Source organism: Parabacteroides sp. B2-S-102 (assembly GCF_023656665.1).
In the GTDB taxonomy this organism is placed as follows: domain Bacteria; phylum Bacteroidota; class Bacteroidia; order Bacteroidales; family Tannerellaceae; genus Parabacteroides; species Parabacteroides distasonis.
In genome coordinates, this window is the sequence record NZ_JAMOKM010000016.1 from 1 (window position 1) to 19,472 (window position 19,472).

Sequence of the window (19,472 nt, forward strand, 5' to 3'; positions counted from 1 at the left end):
GTGGTAAATATATCATCGCTGGTCCTTATTGATAGCCTTGCCTCTGTTGTGTGATAGGAATGCAGTTGTTGTTAACGTCTATTAAAACGACAGTAAAAAACGTTCGTTTAAATCTTGCGTTTTCATGTGCATAAATTATGAAGTCTCATTGATAATCATGTTATTTTTTTATTATTTTTATCCAACTGAATAACTGAAATTTAAATAAAATTTTTGACCTTTGTAAGGCTGCAAAAAAGTTGAAGATAAAAACGCAAGATTTAAACGAACGTTTTTTACTGGCGTTTTATATAAATAACATCTTAATAATCAATGATATGAGATCAAAAGGTTTTAAAGCGAAATTTATGATGGCATTTTGGGGCTTGTTCGTTGAAGCTCATTATATTGCTGCGAACAATGATACAATGGAGGGCTCTCAAGGAATTCTACCTTTTATCATTTTACTGATAGTGTCCATATGTGTAATAGCTTTTTTGAGTTATTATATGTATAGGTTGAAGAAAGAGAATATTGCCAAAGGTGGTGAGCTTATGGCGAGAAACGATGAGCTTCTTCGGTCTGTCGATGCGTTAAGCGTAAAAAATCGGGAGATCCAACAAATGTTGGTCAATAAAATCCGTGAGACTGATAATTGGAATAGGGATAATGAGGTAGAACGGGAGGATTTGAAAAAGCGCCTTGAGGAAATGGAAAAGCTCCATAATTCGTTTTTTGTTGAAACGATTCATGAAATGCGTACTCCACTATCGCTTGTGCTTGGTTCGTTGAGTGAGTTGTTGCAACGTAAAAATGATATTGACTCTAGTGAAGCGACTCAATTATTGTCTGCTTACCGTAATACCTTGGCTCTTCAAGACCTTATCGAGCAATTGCGAAATACCCGTCATGGAGATGACGTGGCAAACCATCTTCGGATAGCTCGTTATGACATGATCAGTATAACAAAGCAGATTTGTGATTTATTCGTGGACTGGATAGCCATGAATAATGTGGAATTTCATATTAATACCCAAACCTCTGTTCTTTGGGTCTGGATAGATCGTCGGAAGATGGAGTTTGCCTTGCGTGTACTTTTATCTAATGCGTTAAAAAATACCTACCGCTTTGGAAAGATCTCGATCAATATTTCCGTGGTGCGCTCGAATGGTAAGGCTTATTGTTCTTTCTCTATCCAAGATGATGGGTTAGGAGAAAGCGAAAGTACCCGTTTGGGTTTGAAACAGATCGTGGATATGACAGAATCCTCCGGCGCTATTTTCGAAGGAATTTCATCGGAGGACGAGACGGGAACCCAATATACGATATTGATTCCTTTGGGGAGAAGCCATTATATGGAACGTGCCGTGGAATTCATCGAGCCGGATGGTGATCTGGTAAAGCTGAATGAGATGCAGAAGGAGGAGATCGCCGAGTTGATCCAAGTTGTTCCGAAAAAGAAAGAGACCGGGAAGAAAATGTTGGTGATTGATGACAGTGATCAGATCCGTTGGTTCCTGCGTCATGTTTTTGCCAGTGAGTATCATGTTTCGGAAGCTCATAATGGCCAGGAGGGTGTAGAGATCGCGCGAGTTGAACGGCCGGATTTTATTTTATGTGACGTGATGATGCCCGTTAAAGATGGGCTTGCTACCTGTCGTGAGATCAAAGGCATCCCAGAATTAGCGCAAGTGCCGGTTGTCTTGCTAACCGCAAAGGTAGAGAGTGAGGATGTTATAGCCGGCATTGAATGTGGCGCCGATGATTATATAACCAAGCCATTCGATGTAGAGGTGTTACGAAGTAAGGTAAACAGTTTATTGAAACGTAGGGATGAGATGAGACGTTTCTATACGTCGAATCCTGTAGGTGCGCATCCCGAGGGAGAGAAAACGGTAAAGAAAGATGATTCCCCTTCCAATCTTTTTATGGATGCGGTTATCTCAACGATCGAGAAACATTTGGATGACCCTAGTTTTGAGGCGAAGATTTTGGCGGATTCTTTAAACATGAGTCTCCCTACATTATATAGAAAGATAAAACACTACTCGGATAGTAGTATATTGGAGCTTACCCGTATGGTACGTTTGAAGAAAGCCGCCGAGCTGATCAGTATGCAGCGATACTCTATCCAAGAGGTTTCGGAAATGGTCGGCTTCAACGATACCGCCACTTTCCGTAAGCGTTTTACGGAACAATACGGCGTCACCCCTTCACAGTATCTGCCGGGTAAGAATTAATCGTTTTGCCATTTCCCGAATAATCGTCGGGGAATGGCAAAATTTTTTATTTGTTTTTTGAAACGATATTTTTCAACCTCTTTTTGATAGCCTTACAACGGTGCTAATCAGCCCGAAAATATCCCGAATGAAAATTTATAGTTTTACCTCTTATTTATGAAAGTAACACCTATTTACTTTTTTTTATAGTCCAAATACCTTTGCAATGTCATCAACGAACAACAGATTGGTCATGGGGAAGATTTGAACAAAGAGTTCTTGTTATGTGACTGAAAACTTAAAAAGCAATTGAGAAAGAAAGGTTTATATAAAAGATTTATTAACTCATAAAATTATATGTATATGAAACTTAGAAATTTATTATTCGGGACAATGATCGCTTGCGCATTTGCGGCGTGTTCAAACGAGGATGATCCTATCGTAGGACCGGATCAACCGCAAACAGGAGAAAATAACGCAACATTGACTATTTCTGTGAAAAATGCGGCTAGAAGTTTGACTAAAGCTGCGGCGGGGACACAGACTGAAAATGAAGCTAAAATTACAGACCTAACAGTCGCTCTTTATGATGCTACAACTGGAGAGCTTGTCGCTTCAAGCTCTGATATTGCCACTGAGGACGCTACTGCGGATAATGATGAGATTCAATTTGCCGAACTGACAAAAGGTGCGCAATTACGTGCTATCGCATTTGCTAATATGGGTAAAATTTCATTGACTGGTACTACAATTAACAACTTTGTGTCTCCTGTATATACAATGCCAATAGCCGGATTCGCAGAAAACTATTTACCAATGAGTAGTGGTTTGTCTGATCCATTCACTTTACAAGCAGGTAAAAACTATTATGGATATACTAAAACAGTGGGAGAAGGTGAACATATTCTTGTAGCAGATCCCTTGTACTTGATAAGAAATGTAGCACGCATTGATTTTACGGGACTTAGTTTAGACATGACTAAAGCTACAAAAGATGAATACGTTGAAGGAACTGCGACAATTGTACCAGAATGTGTATTCATCATGCATGGGCGGACGAAGTCCAATGCAGCAGATATGGGTAATGGCAATAGCTGGTGGAATGTCGTTAGCAATACCGTATGGGGTAATGTGTCCGCAACTTATGCTGCTAATGCTACAGATTATGCTTCAGGTTATAGAGGAGATTTCGTGAATGATGACGCTATGTTTACGAATATGAGAGGTTCTATTATTGAAGGATACAAGGCCAGTTTACCAGCCACCGCATTGGTACAGAATATCGCAACTGAAGATGGTGTGTCTGCGACTATCAAAATCGCCCCTAAATTCTATGTGTTCGAAAATCCCCAAGTTAAGGCTGCTCGTGAAATGAATGGTGCTGAAAATTTCAAACCAGAGGATCTTGCAACTGAAATTGTAGTTAAAGGTACTTATAAGCTCGAAAATGCTAAAAAGAGCGGAAGTGATGCAGTATACAACTATGCGGAGAAAACAGCATATTGGCCTATTAAAATTGCTGCGACGAATGAAATGGCAGCAGCTACGGCTGAGTATTTAAAGGATGGAAAGATCCATCGTAATATAATTTACAGTATTGACGCAACTTTAGCCGGTAGAGGATATGATGATCCTACTGTTCCTCCAACAGACTTTGTTGAGTTGTTTGTTAAGACAAAGGTTCTTGATTGGGGTAGCGCAAATCAATCTTCAGTTGTCGAATAATATCTATTCTTTGAATAACGTCCAAAAGGCATTCCTTTTATCGGGAGTGCCTTTTTTGCATGTATAATTCTGGTTATAAATTGATCCGGAGACTACAAAATTTACTATCTTTTCCTTATGATGGCGATCCCATATGTCTTGAACCTAAGAGCCGGAATATTATTTCATGAGAATATCTACAATATCTACAATTCAACCTCATACTTATTGTAAATAAATATGTTATATAGTGGTTGCAGATGGAATAACATCTACAATTTTCATTCTGCATCTACCATGTTTTAATGGGAAACGCAAAAAAATCACTTCCCAAGCTTGCGGACTCGTATATTTAGTATTATACGATTTTATAAGAGACAGACAAAGGGATTAAAGCCAATAAGAGTTTCAATAGGTGAAGTTAGTGGTTTCATACTGAAGAAACTTTTATTTCATACTAAAGAAACAAAAGTTTCTCTATAGCAAAACTTTTGTTTTTCTATGCAAAAAACTATTATTTATTGAAATACAGAATGTTATACATTATTTATCGTTAGTAGTAATTGTTCGTGCTAATCTTTCCGGTAACCTAATGATGGTAGATCGAAGTTTGTAGTGGTAGATGTTCACTATCTACCACCACAAGATAAATTATTTACAATCAAAAGATTACATAAATAATGGTAGATATGGTAGATGATTTGGATTATTTACACATAGAATGGCATCTGGGGCGTGTCCGGAGAGAACAACTTCTTAAACATAAAACTTTTGACTTTCTAACTTTGCCAACGGGCATTGACATATTATATTTATAACAAAAAAGGCATTCCCTGTTGATAGAGAATGCCTTTTGATTATTATTCAAAGAATAAGTATTATTCGATAACAGGAGCTTGAGTAGCTGTACCCCAATTCATGACCATTGTCCTAACAAACAAGTCGGCTGTAGGATCATCCTTTGGCTGCGTAGGATCTGCATAACCATTACCGGCGATAGTAGCAGAAATCTGATAAACCACGTTTCTATGTACCTGACCGTAATACATGTTTTCGCTATCCAATCCATCGAGACCAATCTTTATCGGCCAATAGCGCAAGACAGGAGCATCCTCTTTACCAAATGTCCAAGATGTGTTATCATTCATTATAGCTTTTATATAAACTTCACCACTGACAACCAATTCGGATGCCAAAGTTGTTTTATCCAGGACGAAAGCTTGATCTTCCTCTTCCGGATCTTCTTGTTCTCTGGCCGCTCCTGTCTGATTATTAGGCAACACATAAAAATATAAAGAGTTCGCAAGAGTAATTGCTTTATCTCCGGAAATAGTAGCATCTTCCCAATTCTGAGTATATGTTGTTTCTGCTGTACTCAATGCCTTTATATAATTAGCAGCATCGACAGTTCCAGCAAAACGGCCGAATGAGTTACTAGAGTTAGTCCCGGAATAATAATCATCTCCATCAGCAGTTTCATAAGTAGCGGCAATATTACCCCAAACCTTATCTGGCAGATTGAACCACTCTGTATTACTTTGGCTTTGGTCTGCCACCTTAGCTTTTGTACGACCATGTAATACAAAAACATCCTTAGGCACAAACTTAATCGTTCCTGATTTGTATTTTTGACTACCATCAACCTTGACTTTAGTCATATCCAAATCAAGGGCATTCAATTCCACACGAGCCACATTTCTAATTAATCCTAAAGGTTTTCCAGATTCAATACTGTGTCCTCCTGTAGTGTTTGAGTAACCATAATAATTTTCACCTTCGGCAAGAGTGAATTTAGGGCTAATACCACTACTCATAGGTAACCCATTCGCTCCTTCTCCGGAAAAGACATAGTAAGCAGATGTCAACTCAAAAGAGTTAGCGGTCGCGGTAAGAGCATCCTTTGGAACATTCGCGAAAGCCAAAGCACGATAAGAAGCACCAGCCTTTAATCCCTTAAACTGAATCTCATTGTTTGAATCAGTAACCTCTTCATCCTCATTAGCTGTAAGATCACTAACTTGTAAGAATGTTCCGTCCTCATTATAAAGGGCTACAAATAAATTGTAAATCTTAGCTTCGCCTTCCTTGGCGTTCTCATCCTCGCCGGCTTTTGTCTGTGTGCTCTTTGTTAAGTTTTTCACCACAATCGTAAGATCAGCGGTGCCTGCTTCCGGTGTAGGTGTCGGATCCACGCTAGGGATAGGATCATCCTCGTTTGAACACGCCGCAAATGCGCAAGCGATCATTGTCCCGAATAATAAATTTCTAAGTTCTATTGGGGAATGGTTATAGGGGGGTGTTCTTTAGTTGATTAGGCTTTTGTTGTGTGAAGGGAAGTAACAACTCAGTAGTATTAATTACCCTCAACGTTACTTCTTTAATCGAGGTTTTTATTACATTTGCCGTATGATCTCCCGTCAGGGCGAGACTCCGTTGGAAAAAACAATTTATGTATTGAAGAATATGAATCTATTTGATATGTCCCCATTTAAAGAAAAAGAGGCATACTTCCGACGCTTGCTCGACGTAGCGAATGTGAATGCCTTGTCCCCCAAGGAGCGTGCGACGTACGATGAGAATCTGAAGATCTACCGTGACTGGAAGGCCACGATGGAGTACGCCGTGGAGGAGGCGGAAACAAAAGGTAAAGCAGAAGGTGAGCGTTTGGCTACCCTACGTAACGCTCGTAACATGAAGAAAGCCGGTGTCGCTCTTTCATTAGTCGCCGAATGCACGGGGCTTTCGTTGGAAATAATACAAAGTCTCTGATCTGATAAGCCAGTTGCGGACTGAAACTATAGCGGATGACACGGATCTTGGGGAGAAGTATCTTTCTTGATCCGTGCCATCCGAATCTGAAGTAATATCCGTCTCATGCGTCTAACACCCCATTAAACCGGTCTATTGCCTGTCTTTTACTAGCATCGATGATTTTCGCGTATACTTGTGTGGAGATGATGTTCTTGTGTCCTAGTAATTTACATACCGTATACAAGTCAATGCCAAGAGCTAGTGAAAGAGTGGCGAAAGTATGGCGGGCCATGTAAGTAATATTTAGAAATGCAATAAAAAACAGAATGACGATAATTAAACGTAAAACGTTTATAATTAAGCATTTTGCAAGATTTGCAGAACAGACAGACCTGCAAAAGAAAACAAAATATTGCGACGTTTCAGTTACCAGACTGTTAGCCGCCTGTTTCGAAAACAACGGCAGGTAACCGAATTTTTACCGATAGGAACAAAGCAGATTTGTATTCACTGTTTATCAATGTTTTGCATGCCAAAGGACGCTTTTCAAAGGAGTATTTTTACAACCTAAAAAAGAGCGTTATGAAAGTGGAAAAATTCAAGGTGCTGCTCTACCTGAAAAAGAGCGAGCCGGACAAGACCGGCAAGGCCCCGATCATGGGACGGATCACCCTCAACCGCACGATGGCGCAGTTCAGCTGCAAGCTCTCCTGTACCCCCGGGCTATGGAACGCGCATGAGAGCCGATTGAATGGCAAGAGCCGGGAAGCGGTGGAGACCAATGAAAAAATAGAGAGGCTGCTGCTTGCCGTACACTCGGCCTTCAATTCCCTCATGGAAAGGAAAAAGGATTTCGATGCCGCCGCGGTCAGGGACATGTTCCAGGGTAACGCGGGCATGCAGATGACCCTGCTCAAACTTCTCGACCGGCACAATGAGGAGATGAAGGCCCGTGTCGGCGTGGACCGTGCACCGACGACAATGTCGACCTACGTGTACACCCGGCGCACCCTTGCCGAATTCATCAAAACGGAATTCAAGGTCTCGGACCTCGCCTTCGGACAGCTCAACGAGCAGTTCATCCGTGACTATCAGGATTTCTGCCTGGAAAAGAAGAAACTGGCAATGGAGACGGTGCGCCATTACCTGTCCATCCTGAAAAAGATCTGCCGCATCGCCTACAAGGAGGGGCACTCGGAGAAATACCATTTCTGCCACTTCAAGCTGCCCAAGCAGAAGGAGACAACACCGAAAGCACTCAGCCGGGAGAATTTCGAGAAGCTACGCGATCTGGAGATACCGGAAAAACGCAGGTCACATGTCATCACCCGGGACCTCTTCCTCTTCGCCTGTTACACCGGCACCGCCTATGCCGATGCGGTAAGCATCACCCGGGAGAACCTCTTCCAGGATGACGAGGGCAGCCTCTGGCTGAAATACCGGCGGAAGAAGACCGACTACCTCGGACGCGTCAAGTTGCTGCCGGAAGCACTCGCGTTGATCGGGAAGTATCGTGACGATACCCGCATCACCCTCTTCCCGCCGCAGGACTACCATACGCTCAGGGCCAACATGAAATCCCTGCGCCTGATGGCGGGGCTGAGCCAGGACCTTGTCTACCACATGGGAAGGCATTCTTTCGCCTCATTGGTCACGCTCGAGGAGGGAGTGCCGATCGAGACCATCAGCAAAATGCTGGGACACTCCAACATAAAGACCACCCAGATATATGCCCGTGTAACTCCGAAGTGACTGTTCGAGGACATGGACAGGTTCGTCGAGGCAACCCGCGATTTGAAACTTATTCTTTAATCCTTAAACAATTAAACAATCATTATCATGCGCAGTACATTTAAGCTTTTATTCTACATCAACCGTAACAAGGTAAAATCGGACGGCACGACCGCCGTCCTCTGCCGGATCAGCATTGACGGAAAGAAATCGGCTGTCACGACAGGCATCTATTGCAAACCCGGAGACTGGGACAGCAAGAAGTGTGAAATCAAAACAGCCAGGGAGAACAACCGCCTTACCGCCTTCCGAGGCCGGCTGGAAGAGGCGTACGGGAACCTGCTGAGGAACCAGGGAGTGGTCACGGCCGAGCTGCTCAAGACCACCGTATCCGGTGCCAATTCCGTGCCGGAATACCTCCTGCAGGCCGGAGAGGTGGAACGCGAACGGCTCAGGGTCCGCTCCAAGGAGATCAATTCCACCTCCACCTACCGCCAGTCGAAGACCACGCAGCTTAACCTCAGGCAGTTCATCGAATCCCGCGGGATGAAGGACATCGCCTTTTCGGACATCACCGAAGAGTTCGCCGAATCGTTCAAGGTCTTTCTCAAGAAAGAGCTGGGACACAGGAACGGACACGTGAACCACTGCCTGTGCTGGCTCAACCGGCTCATCTACATCGCCGTGGACCGGGAAGTATTGCGTGCCAACCCGATAGAGGACGTGGCATACGAGAGGAAAGAAGCGCCTAAACTAAGGCATATCAGCCGCAGTGAACTGAAGCGGATGATGGAAACCCCGCTGCCCGACCCGATGATGGAGCTGGCGCGCAGGACGTTCATCTTCTCCTCGCTGACCGGTCTGGCCTACGCGGATACGAGGGCTCTCCATCCCCGTCACATCGGAACGACCTCGGAAGGAAGAAGGTATATCCGCATCCGCCGCGCCAAAACGGACGTGGAGGCGTTCATCCCGCTGCATCCCATAGCCGGACAGATACTGGATCTTTACAACACCACGGATGACGACAGGCCGGTATTCCCGCTGCCGGTCCGCGATGTCCTCTGGTACGAGGTACATGGAATGGGTGTGGCATTAGGCATGAAAGAGAACCTGTCCTACCACATGGCCCGGCATTCGTTCGGGACCCTGACACTGACCGCGGGCATTCCGATAGAGAGCATCGCCAGGATGATGGGCCATACGAATATCGACAGCACGCAGGTCTACGCCCAGGTCACCGACCGGAAGATATCCTCGGACATGGACCGGCTGATGGAAAGAAGAAAGCCTGCGGCCGGCAAGGAAGCCGCAGGCTAAATAAAAATTGCCGTCGGAATCGTAAATGCAATTCCGGCGGCAATCCTTAAACTTGAATACGATATTATACCAATGCAGCGTGATAGTTCTCCTCCAGCAGCTTCTCGATGTCCGATTGCCTGTACAGGATCTTCCCGCCAAGCTGGATATAGGGAATCCGTCCTTGGTCCCTGTAATCCTGCAGGCACCTGCGGCTGATCTTCAACGTCCCGGAAAGCTCCCTGTCGGTCAGGAACCGTTCCCCGTTGAAGGGAGGACGGTTGTCACGGGCAAGACGTTCCACTTTTTTCTCCATGTTGTCCAGCAGGGCAAAGAACCTGCGGGCACGTTCGTTCTCCTTGTCGATAATGCCTTCCATCTCTTCCGCTCTTTAAAGGTTTCCGTTCTTTCTTCCCTCTCTCACAGCCTTCTCCTTGCGTCTGATGCCGACGTAGGTCATCAGCCTCTCCACGTCTTCGGGCTTGTAATAGAACTTGCGCTGGAGGCGGGTGAACGCCAGCCGTCCGGTATCGCGGAGGGTCTGCAGGGTACGCGGCGAGATGTCAAGGCGCAGGCAGACATCCTGGCCGTCCAGTCACTCTCCGGGTTCCTTACGGCGGTTTCTCTCATACAATCTGTCCACATGTGCGGACAGGTTCTCGGCGCGTGCCAGCATCCTCTCAAGGACACCGGCCTCGATGTAGCATATTTCCATAATTTCAACTTGTTTAAATGTCAGTGCGAATATAAGGGAAGAAACCATGAGAGGCAAGCGCGACCGGTACACTGGCAGGAATAGTCATGGATAGTCGGTTTTTGTCATATGGTGCGGGAAAAATACTCCGTAGCCGGTCGGTTTTCACGACCCCCTTTGGAAAACCTGAAGGACGGGTGCGTCACGGCGATGAAAAAAGAAAAATCCCCACCGGAAGTGAAGCGACCCCAAACCGGCAGGGAGTGTAATAATAAAGGAACGGACTGTTCAGCCCTTGATGTAACCGTACTTTTTCAGGTCGTCCATGAAATGCTCCGGCGTGTCGGTCCTCACCGTCACCCCGTGCAGTTCCCTGTACCGCCCGGAGAAATTCACCATGTACTCCCCGTCGGTGCACCCGCTGTCAAACCAGCTGCCCTCACGCAGGACGCGTACAAACTCGGAAGGGCCGGAGGCGGCAATCCTGCCGCCATCCGCCAAAATACCTGATCTCGTTTTTTTTATTATCGGTATTTCAAATGTCTCAAAAGCCTCTTTGACAGGTTACCATCCGGGATGATCGCCTGAATTCGCATGTACCGGATTTTCTATTTACCAGATTCCATAATGGTTCCTGCCATCCGTTTTTTCTCTGCGGCTGTCGCTTTTTTCCTCGTGGCATCATGGTCTGTTACCGGATGGGAAAAGCCATCTCCATCACAACCATGAATTATAGTGTAGCCATATTTGTATATAGCCGTATGATACGCTATCCGGATAATGCTATCACAGAATTGCGATATAGCCGGATATCAAAATAGGGATAGCCGGGAGCGAAGGGAGCACGCATCCTTCCGGATATAGATATCTCAAAATCTCCATTTGCAGAAGTGTATAAATATCAATCCATTAATGGAGATTATAAAGAAAAAACATAAGTCACACACGACTACCTGTCATTCTCCATTTGCGGATGTGTAGAAGTAGCAATCCATTAATGGAGACGATGAAGAAAAACAATAAGGCGTATACGGCTACCTGTTATTCTCCATTTACAGATGTGTAGAAGTATCAATCCATTAATGGAGACGATGAAAAAACAATAAGGCGTATACGGTTACCTGTTATTCTCCATTTGCAGAAGTGTAGAAGTAGCAATCCATTAATGGACAATAGGGCATGTAAAGGGCAGATTTTCCGTATATTCGCCTCCTTATCCCCGAATTATGGGCGTAAGTCACATGGTCATGGAGATATATCTATCCTTTAATGGGGAGAACAGCCGGCAAATATCTGATGGAAAAGCCCCACAAACCACAGGAAAATAGCCACACAATGGTCTGATACACAATAATTATTGGAGAAACATGGTCCGCCCCTGCGGACAGCAAGTTGTGTTTTCGTTAAACGAAAATCGTACGGTTTAACGGCAACCTGCCGCCAAACCGTCCCTACCCCCTGATGCTCCGGAGTCGTGGGGGATAAGCTACCGGCATGTTCCATGTCCCTTTGGCATGGGATCCTGCGGATGAATCCGGGCACAGAAAGGCGATTTTCGCATAATTTTTCACAAGGTAGTTCCAGAAAAAACTGGTAGCAAGACTTTGCTGGAAGGACTAAACAAGAAGGTGAAAGGAGTGATGTACACCCGCAATGCCCTTGTCCTTTTTCGACTGGGATGCATAAAGGAAGCGAAATATTTTATAAGTGGTTTCTTTCCACCAACCAGAAGGGTTGGTGGAAGCAGATTACCATTCAGTAGATACCAGTTCTGAAAGATGTAAACAACTTGTTTCTTAGATAGCCTTATAAATATGCTACTACTTATTACAGTTCATTTGGAAATGTTATTCTCACTTTTATTCCTCCGCTTTTTCACTTGCTCCACTGCTTCAGATATGATTCCCTTGTTTTCAAAACGCTGCGTGTAATTGGTATAATCCGGATGAATACGTTCGTAAGTTGGGTCAGTGAATAAAGGACTCGTAATAATGTGGTCCGCAGTCGAACGGTTACAGCAGAAAACAATATTTTCAACTCCAGCCAGTCTGGTCAATGCTTTCACATCCGTATCGTGCGGCTGTAGTGTCATCGGATCTGTAAAAAAGAACAGATAGTCTATTTCTCCTTCTACGATCCGCGAACCAATTTGCTGGTCACCTCCTAAAGGACCAGATTTCAGGATTGTGATATCCCATTTGATTTCAGGATGTTTTTCTTCAAGGGCTTTTTTAATTAGTGTACCGGTTGTACCCGTACAATAGAATTTATGTCCTATCAGACGTTCCGAGTTCCAGAGAACCCACTCTATCATGTCTTTTTTCATTGCATCGTGTGCAACAAGCCCAATTCTTCGAACAATTGTTTTCATAAAGCTAAATTATTTTTATATGATAAATTATAATAACAAGAAAAAACTAATTCTATTGAAGGCCGGAGGATGACCGGATAAGTCTGAGCAATTCTTTGTTTGCCCGGCTATCCATGATGGTTTCCCGTTTTTCTTCAAAAAGATTGAGTGTTGTGGAGCATTCCCCACAGATGTCAATGCCCACTACCTGTTCTTTCTGAAGAATAACAGCCAGCAGTTTCTCCAATTCCCATAAGCTGAGAGAACCTTGATCCCAGTTTGTTGCTGCCGAAGCCGGATTCAAGACATCCTTGTCTATGGAAATGTAAACCGGCCCGTTGATATGTCCGGAAGAAAAGTCCTGCCAACCCTCTTCGTGCATGAGCGTAGTTTCACTGTAAAACCGGACTTGTCTTTCATATCCTTTCGGCACAGCCTGTATCAGTTTGTCTGAAGCACCTACGATAATTACTTTCTTGCAGTTGTTGTTATGGTCCAATATATCCTTTACCCAACTTCCGCAAGAAAGTATGTTGTCAAACAACGGTGGCTGCATATCGGGATGGTGGTCGAACACAATCAGCGAAAACGGAGTTTCGAGTTTGTCTGTCCAGAATTTAGTCAAATAATGATAATTGCCTGAATCGATGAAATGGACTCCCTCCGACGGATAATCAGCAATCATCCGCTTCAAAGCCAAAGTACCATCCCTGTCACAGTAGCCCTCTGTACCATAAAGATGACGACAGTCCAGCCATATAAACTTATTGTTCCGGGCAAACGCCTCGTAGTCATACACTCCCGTGAAGTTCATGATGATGATCGGCCATGCTATCCGTTTATCTGTTTTTTGATTTTGCCCGCTCATACGTTGTTTTTGCATATCCTTTTACTGTTCATTAAAACCATCGTACATAACAGAAATCTTGCCGGTGAGGTAACAAAGCATTCTTGGGATACATACGGAAGGCCTGCTTGAAGCTTCCGGCGTTGAAAATGCCGGATGTCGCCTTAAAGGTATATAAATTCCCATTCTTGGAAACTGACGAAAGGGGAATTACCTCATATATGTGATCCTGACCGCCTTCATGCCTGATAATGACCGATTCTATTCCGATTGCGTCATCCAGGCCTTTCTCATCAACGACAACCGTCACCTCATATTCCTTTCCGGCTTCAACCGTGGCATTCAGCCCATTCCCAGCCTCTATGGATTTGATTTCTATGGCATCCCATCTGCTCCGGACGTTTGCTTTCCAGTCAGCCATCATTTTCGCCTTCGCAAAGTTGTCGGCTGCCAGAATATGGAAATGCTCTGACAGCTTGTTATAGAACCTGTCATAGTAGTCGTCCAACTGTCTTTTCATGGTAAAATGGGGAGCGATTTGTGCGATTGAGTTCTTGATATACTTGACCCAGTTTTCCGAATAGTTCTTCCCCCCATGCTCGTAATATAGTGGCAGGATGTCATGCTCCAACAAATAATAGATGGCTTCGGCATCCAGCTGGTTTTGGTACTGTTCATTCTGATAAGTACTTTTATCGGTCAGTGCCCATCCGGCATCCTTGCGGTATCCTTCATACCACCAACCGTCCAGCACGGAGAAATTAAGCACACCGTTCATCAATGCCTTCTCGCCCGACGTACCCGAAGCTTCTGCCAACCGCGTAGGGGTATTCATCCAGATATCCACACCCGAGATAAGATGGCGCGCCAGGTCCATGTCGTAATTCTCCAAGAATATGATTTTACCTAAAAATTCCGGGCGCCGGGATATTTCCACGATTTGCTTGATCAGTCCCTGCCCGGCACCGTCATTGGGATGGGCTTTGCCTGCAAAGATGAACTGTACCGGATATTTCGGATTATTCACGATCCTAGCAAGTCGGTCTATATCCGTGAACAGAAGATGAGCCCTCTTATATGTAGCAAAACGGCGTCCGAAACCTATTAGAAGGGCATCGGGATTGAATCTCTCAAAAATGGAAACGCTCAATGCCGGATCAACCTGACTCCTGAGCCAGTCCTTGCTGCATTTGCTTTTGATATAGTCCAGCAATTTTGCTTTCTGTTTTAACCGGGTATTCCATATCTCTTCATCTGGGATGCCATAGACAGCCTCCCAGATTTTCTGATTGGACTGGTCACAGAAAAAGTTCTCATCAAAATTGTCCTTGAAAAGCTTTTTCCATTCTGCCGCACACCAGGTAGGCAGATGTACCCCGTTGGTTACATAACCCACATGGTTCTCTTCCGGGAAGTATCCCTTCCAGATCGGCGCAAACATTTGCTGGGATACCGATTTATGTAACTTGCTGACGCCGTTTACCTCCTGGCAGGTCTTGCAGGCGAAGACAGACATGCAGAAACGTTCCTCCTTGTCTCCCGGATTGTGACGCCCGAGATCCATCAGGTTATCCCAGGTTATACCCAACTTGCCAGGATATCCCTTCATATATTTATTGAAAAGCCCTTCGTCAAAATAATCATGACCAGCGGGTACGGGAGTATGTACGGTATAAAGTGAGGAAGCACGTACCAGCTCCATGGCCTGCCCAAAATTCAAGCCGCCATTTATGTAATCACAAAGCCGCTGGATATTGATCAATGCGGCATGCCCCTCATTACAGTGATATACATCCTTCGTTATACCCAAAGCTTTCAGCGTCATCATCCCGCCTATGCCAAGCAGAATTTCCTGTTTTAGCCGATTCTCCCAGTCACCTCCATACAGATGGTGAGTGATAGGGCGGTCAAACTCGCTGTTGAGTTCATTGTCCGTATCCAGCAGATAAAGGGGGATACGCCCCACACTGGCTTTCCAAACATTGGCATGTACCACAAAACTGTCGGCATAGGGGACGTGGATTACCAGTTGTTTCCCATCCGGTTGCATTACCTTTTCAATCGGGAGCTGCCCGAAATTCTGCGCTTTATAATTGACTGTCTGCTGGCCGTCCATGGAAAGCGACTGGTCAAAATAACCGTAACGGTACAAAAGTCCTATGGCACAAAGGTCCACATTGCTGTCCGACGCCTCTTTCAGGTAATCCCCCGCCAACATTCCCAAACCACCGGAATATATCTTAAGAACTTCATCCAAGCCGTATTCCATGCTGAAATAAGCTATTGACGGGCGCTGGTGGTCCGGTTCCACATCGATGTATTTTTTGAAGGCGGAATAGACGGCATCCATTTTATAGACAAAGTTCTCATCATGTGCCAGCGCTACCAGCTTTTCATAATTTATCCGCTCCAGAAACAATACCGGATTCTGTTCCACCTCTTTCCAAAGTCCCGGGTCCAAATCACAATACAGTTTCTTTACGTCATCATTCCATGTCCACCAGAGATTATGTGCGATTTCTGCAAGCTTCCGCAGTTCTGCAGGAAGATGTGAACCTACTGTAATCTCCCTCCATTGAGGGGTATTTACATTATAACTTGAATATTCCATGACATTTTATATTAAATTAAATAAGTTCTAATCTTTATTCAATCCTTTTATTATTTTTCGTTTACCGACAATCCATACCGTATCATTCTCCTTGAAAATTGTATCAGGGTCTGGATTCATAATATTCACGGTACTTCTCTCTATTCCGATAATGATGCTATCCGATATGTCTGCCTCCCGGATCGTCTTTCCGATCAATGGTGAACCTCCTTCGACAGGAAATTGCCCTATTTCCATCTCATCCTGCGAGGATGTTCCGTTCCCGTTCCTTTCTACCTTCTTTTGCTCCATGGATGTCCGGAAGCTTTCCAACTGCCGGTCCGTACCTACGACCGTAACCTTGTCATATGGATAGAGATGCTCTTCCCCTTGTGGTATATCCAGGCGTTTTTCTCCACGGGTGATTGAAATCACATTTATCTGAAACAAGGTGCGCAGGCTGCTTTCTTTTAATGTTCTGCCCACATATATGGAATCAGGGGATACTGTGAAATCCGCCAAATGTAATTCCTTGAACGGGATATTGCTGCCAAGGGTGGAGCCTGTATCACTTTCTGTAGAAAGTCCATTCCCATCCGTCCCTTGAAAGTTTGCCATAAATTGTCTCTCTATAGTCAGCGACCGTTTCTTGATCCGCTTGGAGAAATAAATGACGGCAATGATAAGGGAAGAAACTACCAGCCCGGCTCCCAAGGCAACATTGAAAAGATGGGTAATGATACTCATCATGATAATCGTGCAAATCAGTATTTTGACAAGTACGATTGATACCAAAGGCCCTCTGTTGAACTTGTTGTCCGTCCAGAGTTTACGGAACTCGGCTGAATTGTTCTTTTTCATGATGATGGCCCATAGAAACGGGGATATGACAAGAAAGATGATGATGAAGCCCAACAAGTTCCCTTCCATTCCCGGCAGACTTTTCCTAATCAAAGGATGCACATAGGAAAAATATAAAGTGATGAAAAAAACGCATACGACCAGATAGAGTGTGACAGACACCAGCATAGACCGGATCAGTTTATGCCAAGTGCCCTGGTGTTTTACAGTCATTGCCCCGGACGTATAGTGTACGAGATAATCTTTCAGGAATCCAGGCATGTGGATGTCTATAAACCGGTATGCCGGTTCCGAAAGCCGTATCATATAGGGGGTAAGAAAAGTCGTTATGACAGATACGGCCACTATGACCGGATAGAGATACTTGTCCGTGACATTCAGACTGACGCCTAAAGATGCGATGATGAATGCGAACTCACCGACCTGTGTCAGTGAAAAGCCGGACTGTATGGCAATTTTCAACGGCTGGCCGGAAAGCAGGACACCAAAGCTCCCGAACAGGACCTGACCGGACAGTACCAGCAATGTCAGGATAAGAATAGGGACGGCATATTCCCACATCATGGCAGGATCGATCATCATTCCCACCGACACGAAAAATATGGAAGCGAACAGGTCTTTTACCGGCTGTACGATATGTGCGATTTTTTCCGCTTCAACGGTCTCTGCCAGCAGGGACCCCATGACAAAGGCTCCCAATGCGGCAGAAAATCCCGCTTTTGTCGCAATCATCACCATTCCCAGGCAAAGTCCCAGAGAGGTTATCAATAAAATCTCGTTGCTGGTGAAACGGCGTATCTTCTTCAGCAGGGTAGGTATCAGATAGATACCCAATGCCGACCAGAAAATCAGGAAAGCGGCCAGCTTCAATATACTTTCCAGCATCTCCTTCCCTTCAAAATGTTTGCCTACCGCCAACGTGGAAAGAATAACCATCATCACTACCGCCACCAGATCTTCGATGACAAGAATCCCCAAGACAATGCCGGTGAATTTCTGTTGGAGAAGTCCCATGTCATTGAAGGCCTTGAATACGATGGCCGTGGACGACATGGACAACATTCCACCCAGAAAAATACTGCTCATGTGGGAGAACCCCATTGCATTCCCCGCTGTATAGCCTATGAACATCATGCCACATACAATAGTGACAGTGGCAACGATAGCCGTAATGCCCACATTTATCAATTTCTTGAACGAAAAGTCCAGTCCCATCGCGAACAGCAGAAAAATGACACCGATGTCCGCCCATATTTTGATATTGGCAGGATCGGAAACAGTCGGGACCAGGGAAACGGAAGGACCCGCCATAATACCGGCTACAATGTAGCCCAATATGACCGGTTGCTTCAGCCACTTGAAAATGACGGTTACAATACCGGCAATAATCAGAATTATGGCAAGATCCGATATTAAAGGAGCAACTTCTGACATATTAACGGTTATTTTAGATCGATAATTCGTTAAGGACCCGGATCAGGCTTTTGTCAATAGGCTTGTCCTTTTTGATTGCCTGGACAAAAGGAACATAAACAATCTCGTTGTTCCGTATGCCTATCATAACATTTCGCTGGCCTTCCATTAAGGCCTGGATTGCGGCTTCACCCAGCCGGCTTGCCAGTATGCGGTCATTGGCACTCGGAGCGCCACCCCGTTGCAGATGGCCCAGGATAGAAACCCTGACATCATATCCGGGATATTCCTTCTTTACCCGGTCGGCGTAATACATGGCACCTCCATTCTTGTTTTCAGGACTTTCGGTCACAATTACGATGCTGCTGTTTTTCGTCTTTCTGAATCCACGTCCGATGAATGTTTCCAACTGGTCCACGTCCGTCCGGTCTTCCGGAATGATGGCCGCTTCAGCACCGGAAGCTATTGCGCTGTTTTGTGCCAGGAAGCCCGCATCACGCCCCATCACCTCGACAAAGAAAATGCGGTCGTGCGAGGTGGCCGTATCCCGGATTTTGTCCACACACTCCACGATGGTGTTCAGGGCCGTATCATATCCTATGGTAAAATCGGTGCCGTACAGATCATTGTCAATGGTGCCGGGCAATCCTATGCACGTCACATCATACTCCTCCGCAAAGATCCGGGCTCCCGTCAGGGAACCGTCTCCACCGATAATTATCAATGCATTGATGTTCTCTTTCTGTATGATCTCATAAGCTTTCTTGCGTCCTTCGGGAGTGATGAAAGTCTCGGAGCGGGCTGTTTTCAGTATGGTACCTCCCCTCTGGATAATGCTGCTTACGTCTTCCGTAGTGAGTTCTTTCACTTCACCGGCAATCAGCCCCTCGTAACCTCTATAAATTCCTTTCACTTTAAATCCGTTAAAAATAGCGGCGCGGGTCACGGCACGGATAGCCGCGTTCATTCCGGAAGCGTCCCCTCCGGAAGTCAGAATTCCTATATATTCATCTTTTTTCATCTATCTCAGTTCT

15 protein-coding genes are annotated in these 19,472 nt (G+C 45.0%); 5 read left to right on the forward strand and 10 right to left on the reverse strand.

Features of this window, described 5'->3' with window-relative positions; translation table 11 throughout:
* Nucleotides 1-317 precede the first annotated feature (317 nt).
* Together NBH07_RS17070 and NBH07_RS17075 are read left to right on the forward strand one after the other, a co-directional pair.
* On the forward strand, nucleotides 318-2,219 hold the full coding sequence (locus tag NBH07_RS17070) for a hybrid sensor histidine kinase/response regulator transcription factor (protein ID WP_039848570.1): 1,902 nt from the start codon (nucleotides 318-320) through the stop codon (nucleotides 2,217-2,219).
* A 342-nt stretch (nucleotides 2,220-2,561) separates the two neighbouring features.
* On the forward strand, nucleotides 2,562-3,923 hold the full coding sequence (locus tag NBH07_RS17075) for a fimbrial protein (protein ID WP_229045737.1): 1,362 nt from the start codon (nucleotides 2,562-2,564) through the stop codon (nucleotides 3,921-3,923).
* An 857-nt stretch (nucleotides 3,924-4,780) separates the two neighbouring features.
* On the opposite strand, the gene NBH07_RS17080 is transcribed toward NBH07_RS17075, so the two are convergent.
* Nucleotides 4,781-6,148, reverse strand: coding sequence for a fimbrial protein (locus NBH07_RS17080; RefSeq protein WP_005867551.1), 1,368 nt, complete (start codon nucleotides 6,146-6,148; stop codon nucleotides 4,781-4,783).
* 160 nt (nucleotides 6,149-6,308) lie between these two features.
* Between NBH07_RS17080 and NBH07_RS17085 the strand changes: the two genes are divergently transcribed.
* Entirely contained in the window at nucleotides 6,309-6,671 is a 363-nt protein-coding gene (locus NBH07_RS17085; RefSeq protein WP_005867552.1) for a PD-(D/E)XK nuclease family transposase, read from the forward strand.
* Nucleotides 6,672-6,774: 103 nt separating this feature from the next.
* Here NBH07_RS17085 and NBH07_RS17090 read toward each other — a convergent pair whose 3' ends face one another.
* Complete coding sequence (locus tag NBH07_RS17090) at nucleotides 6,775-7,119, reverse strand: tyrosine-type recombinase/integrase (protein WP_008777870.1); 345 nt, start codon at nucleotides 7,117-7,119, stop codon at nucleotides 6,775-6,777.
* A gap of 116 nt (nucleotides 7,120-7,235) precedes the next feature.
* On the opposite strand from NBH07_RS17090, the gene NBH07_RS17095 reads away from it, so the two are divergent.
* Both NBH07_RS17095 and NBH07_RS17100 read left to right on the forward strand, forming a co-directional pair.
* Nucleotides 7,236-8,405, forward strand: a complete 1,170-nt coding sequence (locus NBH07_RS17095; protein ID WP_250833562.1) for a site-specific integrase — start codon at nucleotides 7,236-7,238, stop codon at nucleotides 8,403-8,405.
* A gap of 87 nt (nucleotides 8,406-8,492) precedes the next feature.
* Nucleotides 8,493-9,704: a site-specific integrase gene (locus NBH07_RS17100; RefSeq protein ID WP_008782100.1), complete on the forward strand. Its 1,212-nt coding sequence runs from the start codon at nucleotides 8,493-8,495 to the stop codon at nucleotides 9,702-9,704.
* Between the two features lie 64 nt (nucleotides 9,705-9,768).
* Here the strand turns inward: NBH07_RS17100 and NBH07_RS17105 are convergent, their stop codons facing one another.
* From NBH07_RS17105 to pfkA, 8 genes are all read right to left on the reverse strand, one after another.
* A complete protein-coding gene (locus tag NBH07_RS17105) occupies nucleotides 9,769-10,062 on the reverse strand; it encodes a helix-turn-helix domain-containing protein (RefSeq protein ID WP_005859453.1) in 294 nt (97 codons plus the stop codon).
* Between the two features lie 12 nt (nucleotides 10,063-10,074).
* On the reverse strand, nucleotides 10,075-10,278 hold the full coding sequence (locus NBH07_RS17110) for a helix-turn-helix domain-containing protein (RefSeq protein WP_009016895.1): 204 nt from the start codon (nucleotides 10,276-10,278) through the stop codon (nucleotides 10,075-10,077).
* 387 nt (nucleotides 10,279-10,665) lie between these two features.
* A complete protein-coding gene (locus tag NBH07_RS17115) occupies nucleotides 10,666-10,878 on the reverse strand; it encodes a hypothetical protein (RefSeq protein WP_005825814.1) in 213 nt (70 codons plus the stop codon).
* 1,333 nt (nucleotides 10,879-12,211) lie between these two features.
* Nucleotides 12,212-12,748, reverse strand: a complete 537-nt coding sequence (locus NBH07_RS17120) for a methylglyoxal synthase (RefSeq protein ID WP_005654459.1) — start codon at nucleotides 12,746-12,748, stop codon at nucleotides 12,212-12,214.
* 52 nt (nucleotides 12,749-12,800) lie between these two features.
* On the reverse strand, nucleotides 12,801-13,610 hold the full coding sequence (locus tag NBH07_RS17125) for an arginase family protein (protein ID WP_009016897.1): 810 nt from the start codon (nucleotides 13,608-13,610) through the stop codon (nucleotides 12,801-12,803).
* Nucleotides 13,611-13,626: 16 nt separating this feature from the next.
* The gene (gene glgP / locus NBH07_RS17130; protein WP_005654457.1) at nucleotides 13,627-16,185 is read right to left on the reverse strand and encodes an alpha-glucan family phosphorylase; all 2,559 of its coding nucleotides are present in this window, start codon (nucleotides 16,183-16,185) and stop codon (nucleotides 13,627-13,629) included.
* A gap of 27 nt (nucleotides 16,186-16,212) precedes the next feature.
* Entirely contained in the window at nucleotides 16,213-18,459 is a 2,247-nt protein-coding gene (locus tag NBH07_RS17135) for a cation:proton antiporter domain-containing protein (RefSeq protein WP_005825801.1), read from the reverse strand.
* A gap of 13 nt (nucleotides 18,460-18,472) precedes the next feature.
* The gene (gene pfkA, locus NBH07_RS17140) at nucleotides 18,473-19,459 is read right to left on the reverse strand and encodes a 6-phosphofructokinase (protein WP_005825800.1); all 987 of its coding nucleotides are present in this window, start codon (nucleotides 19,457-19,459) and stop codon (nucleotides 18,473-18,475) included.
* Nucleotides 19,460-19,472: the final 13 nt, after the last annotated feature.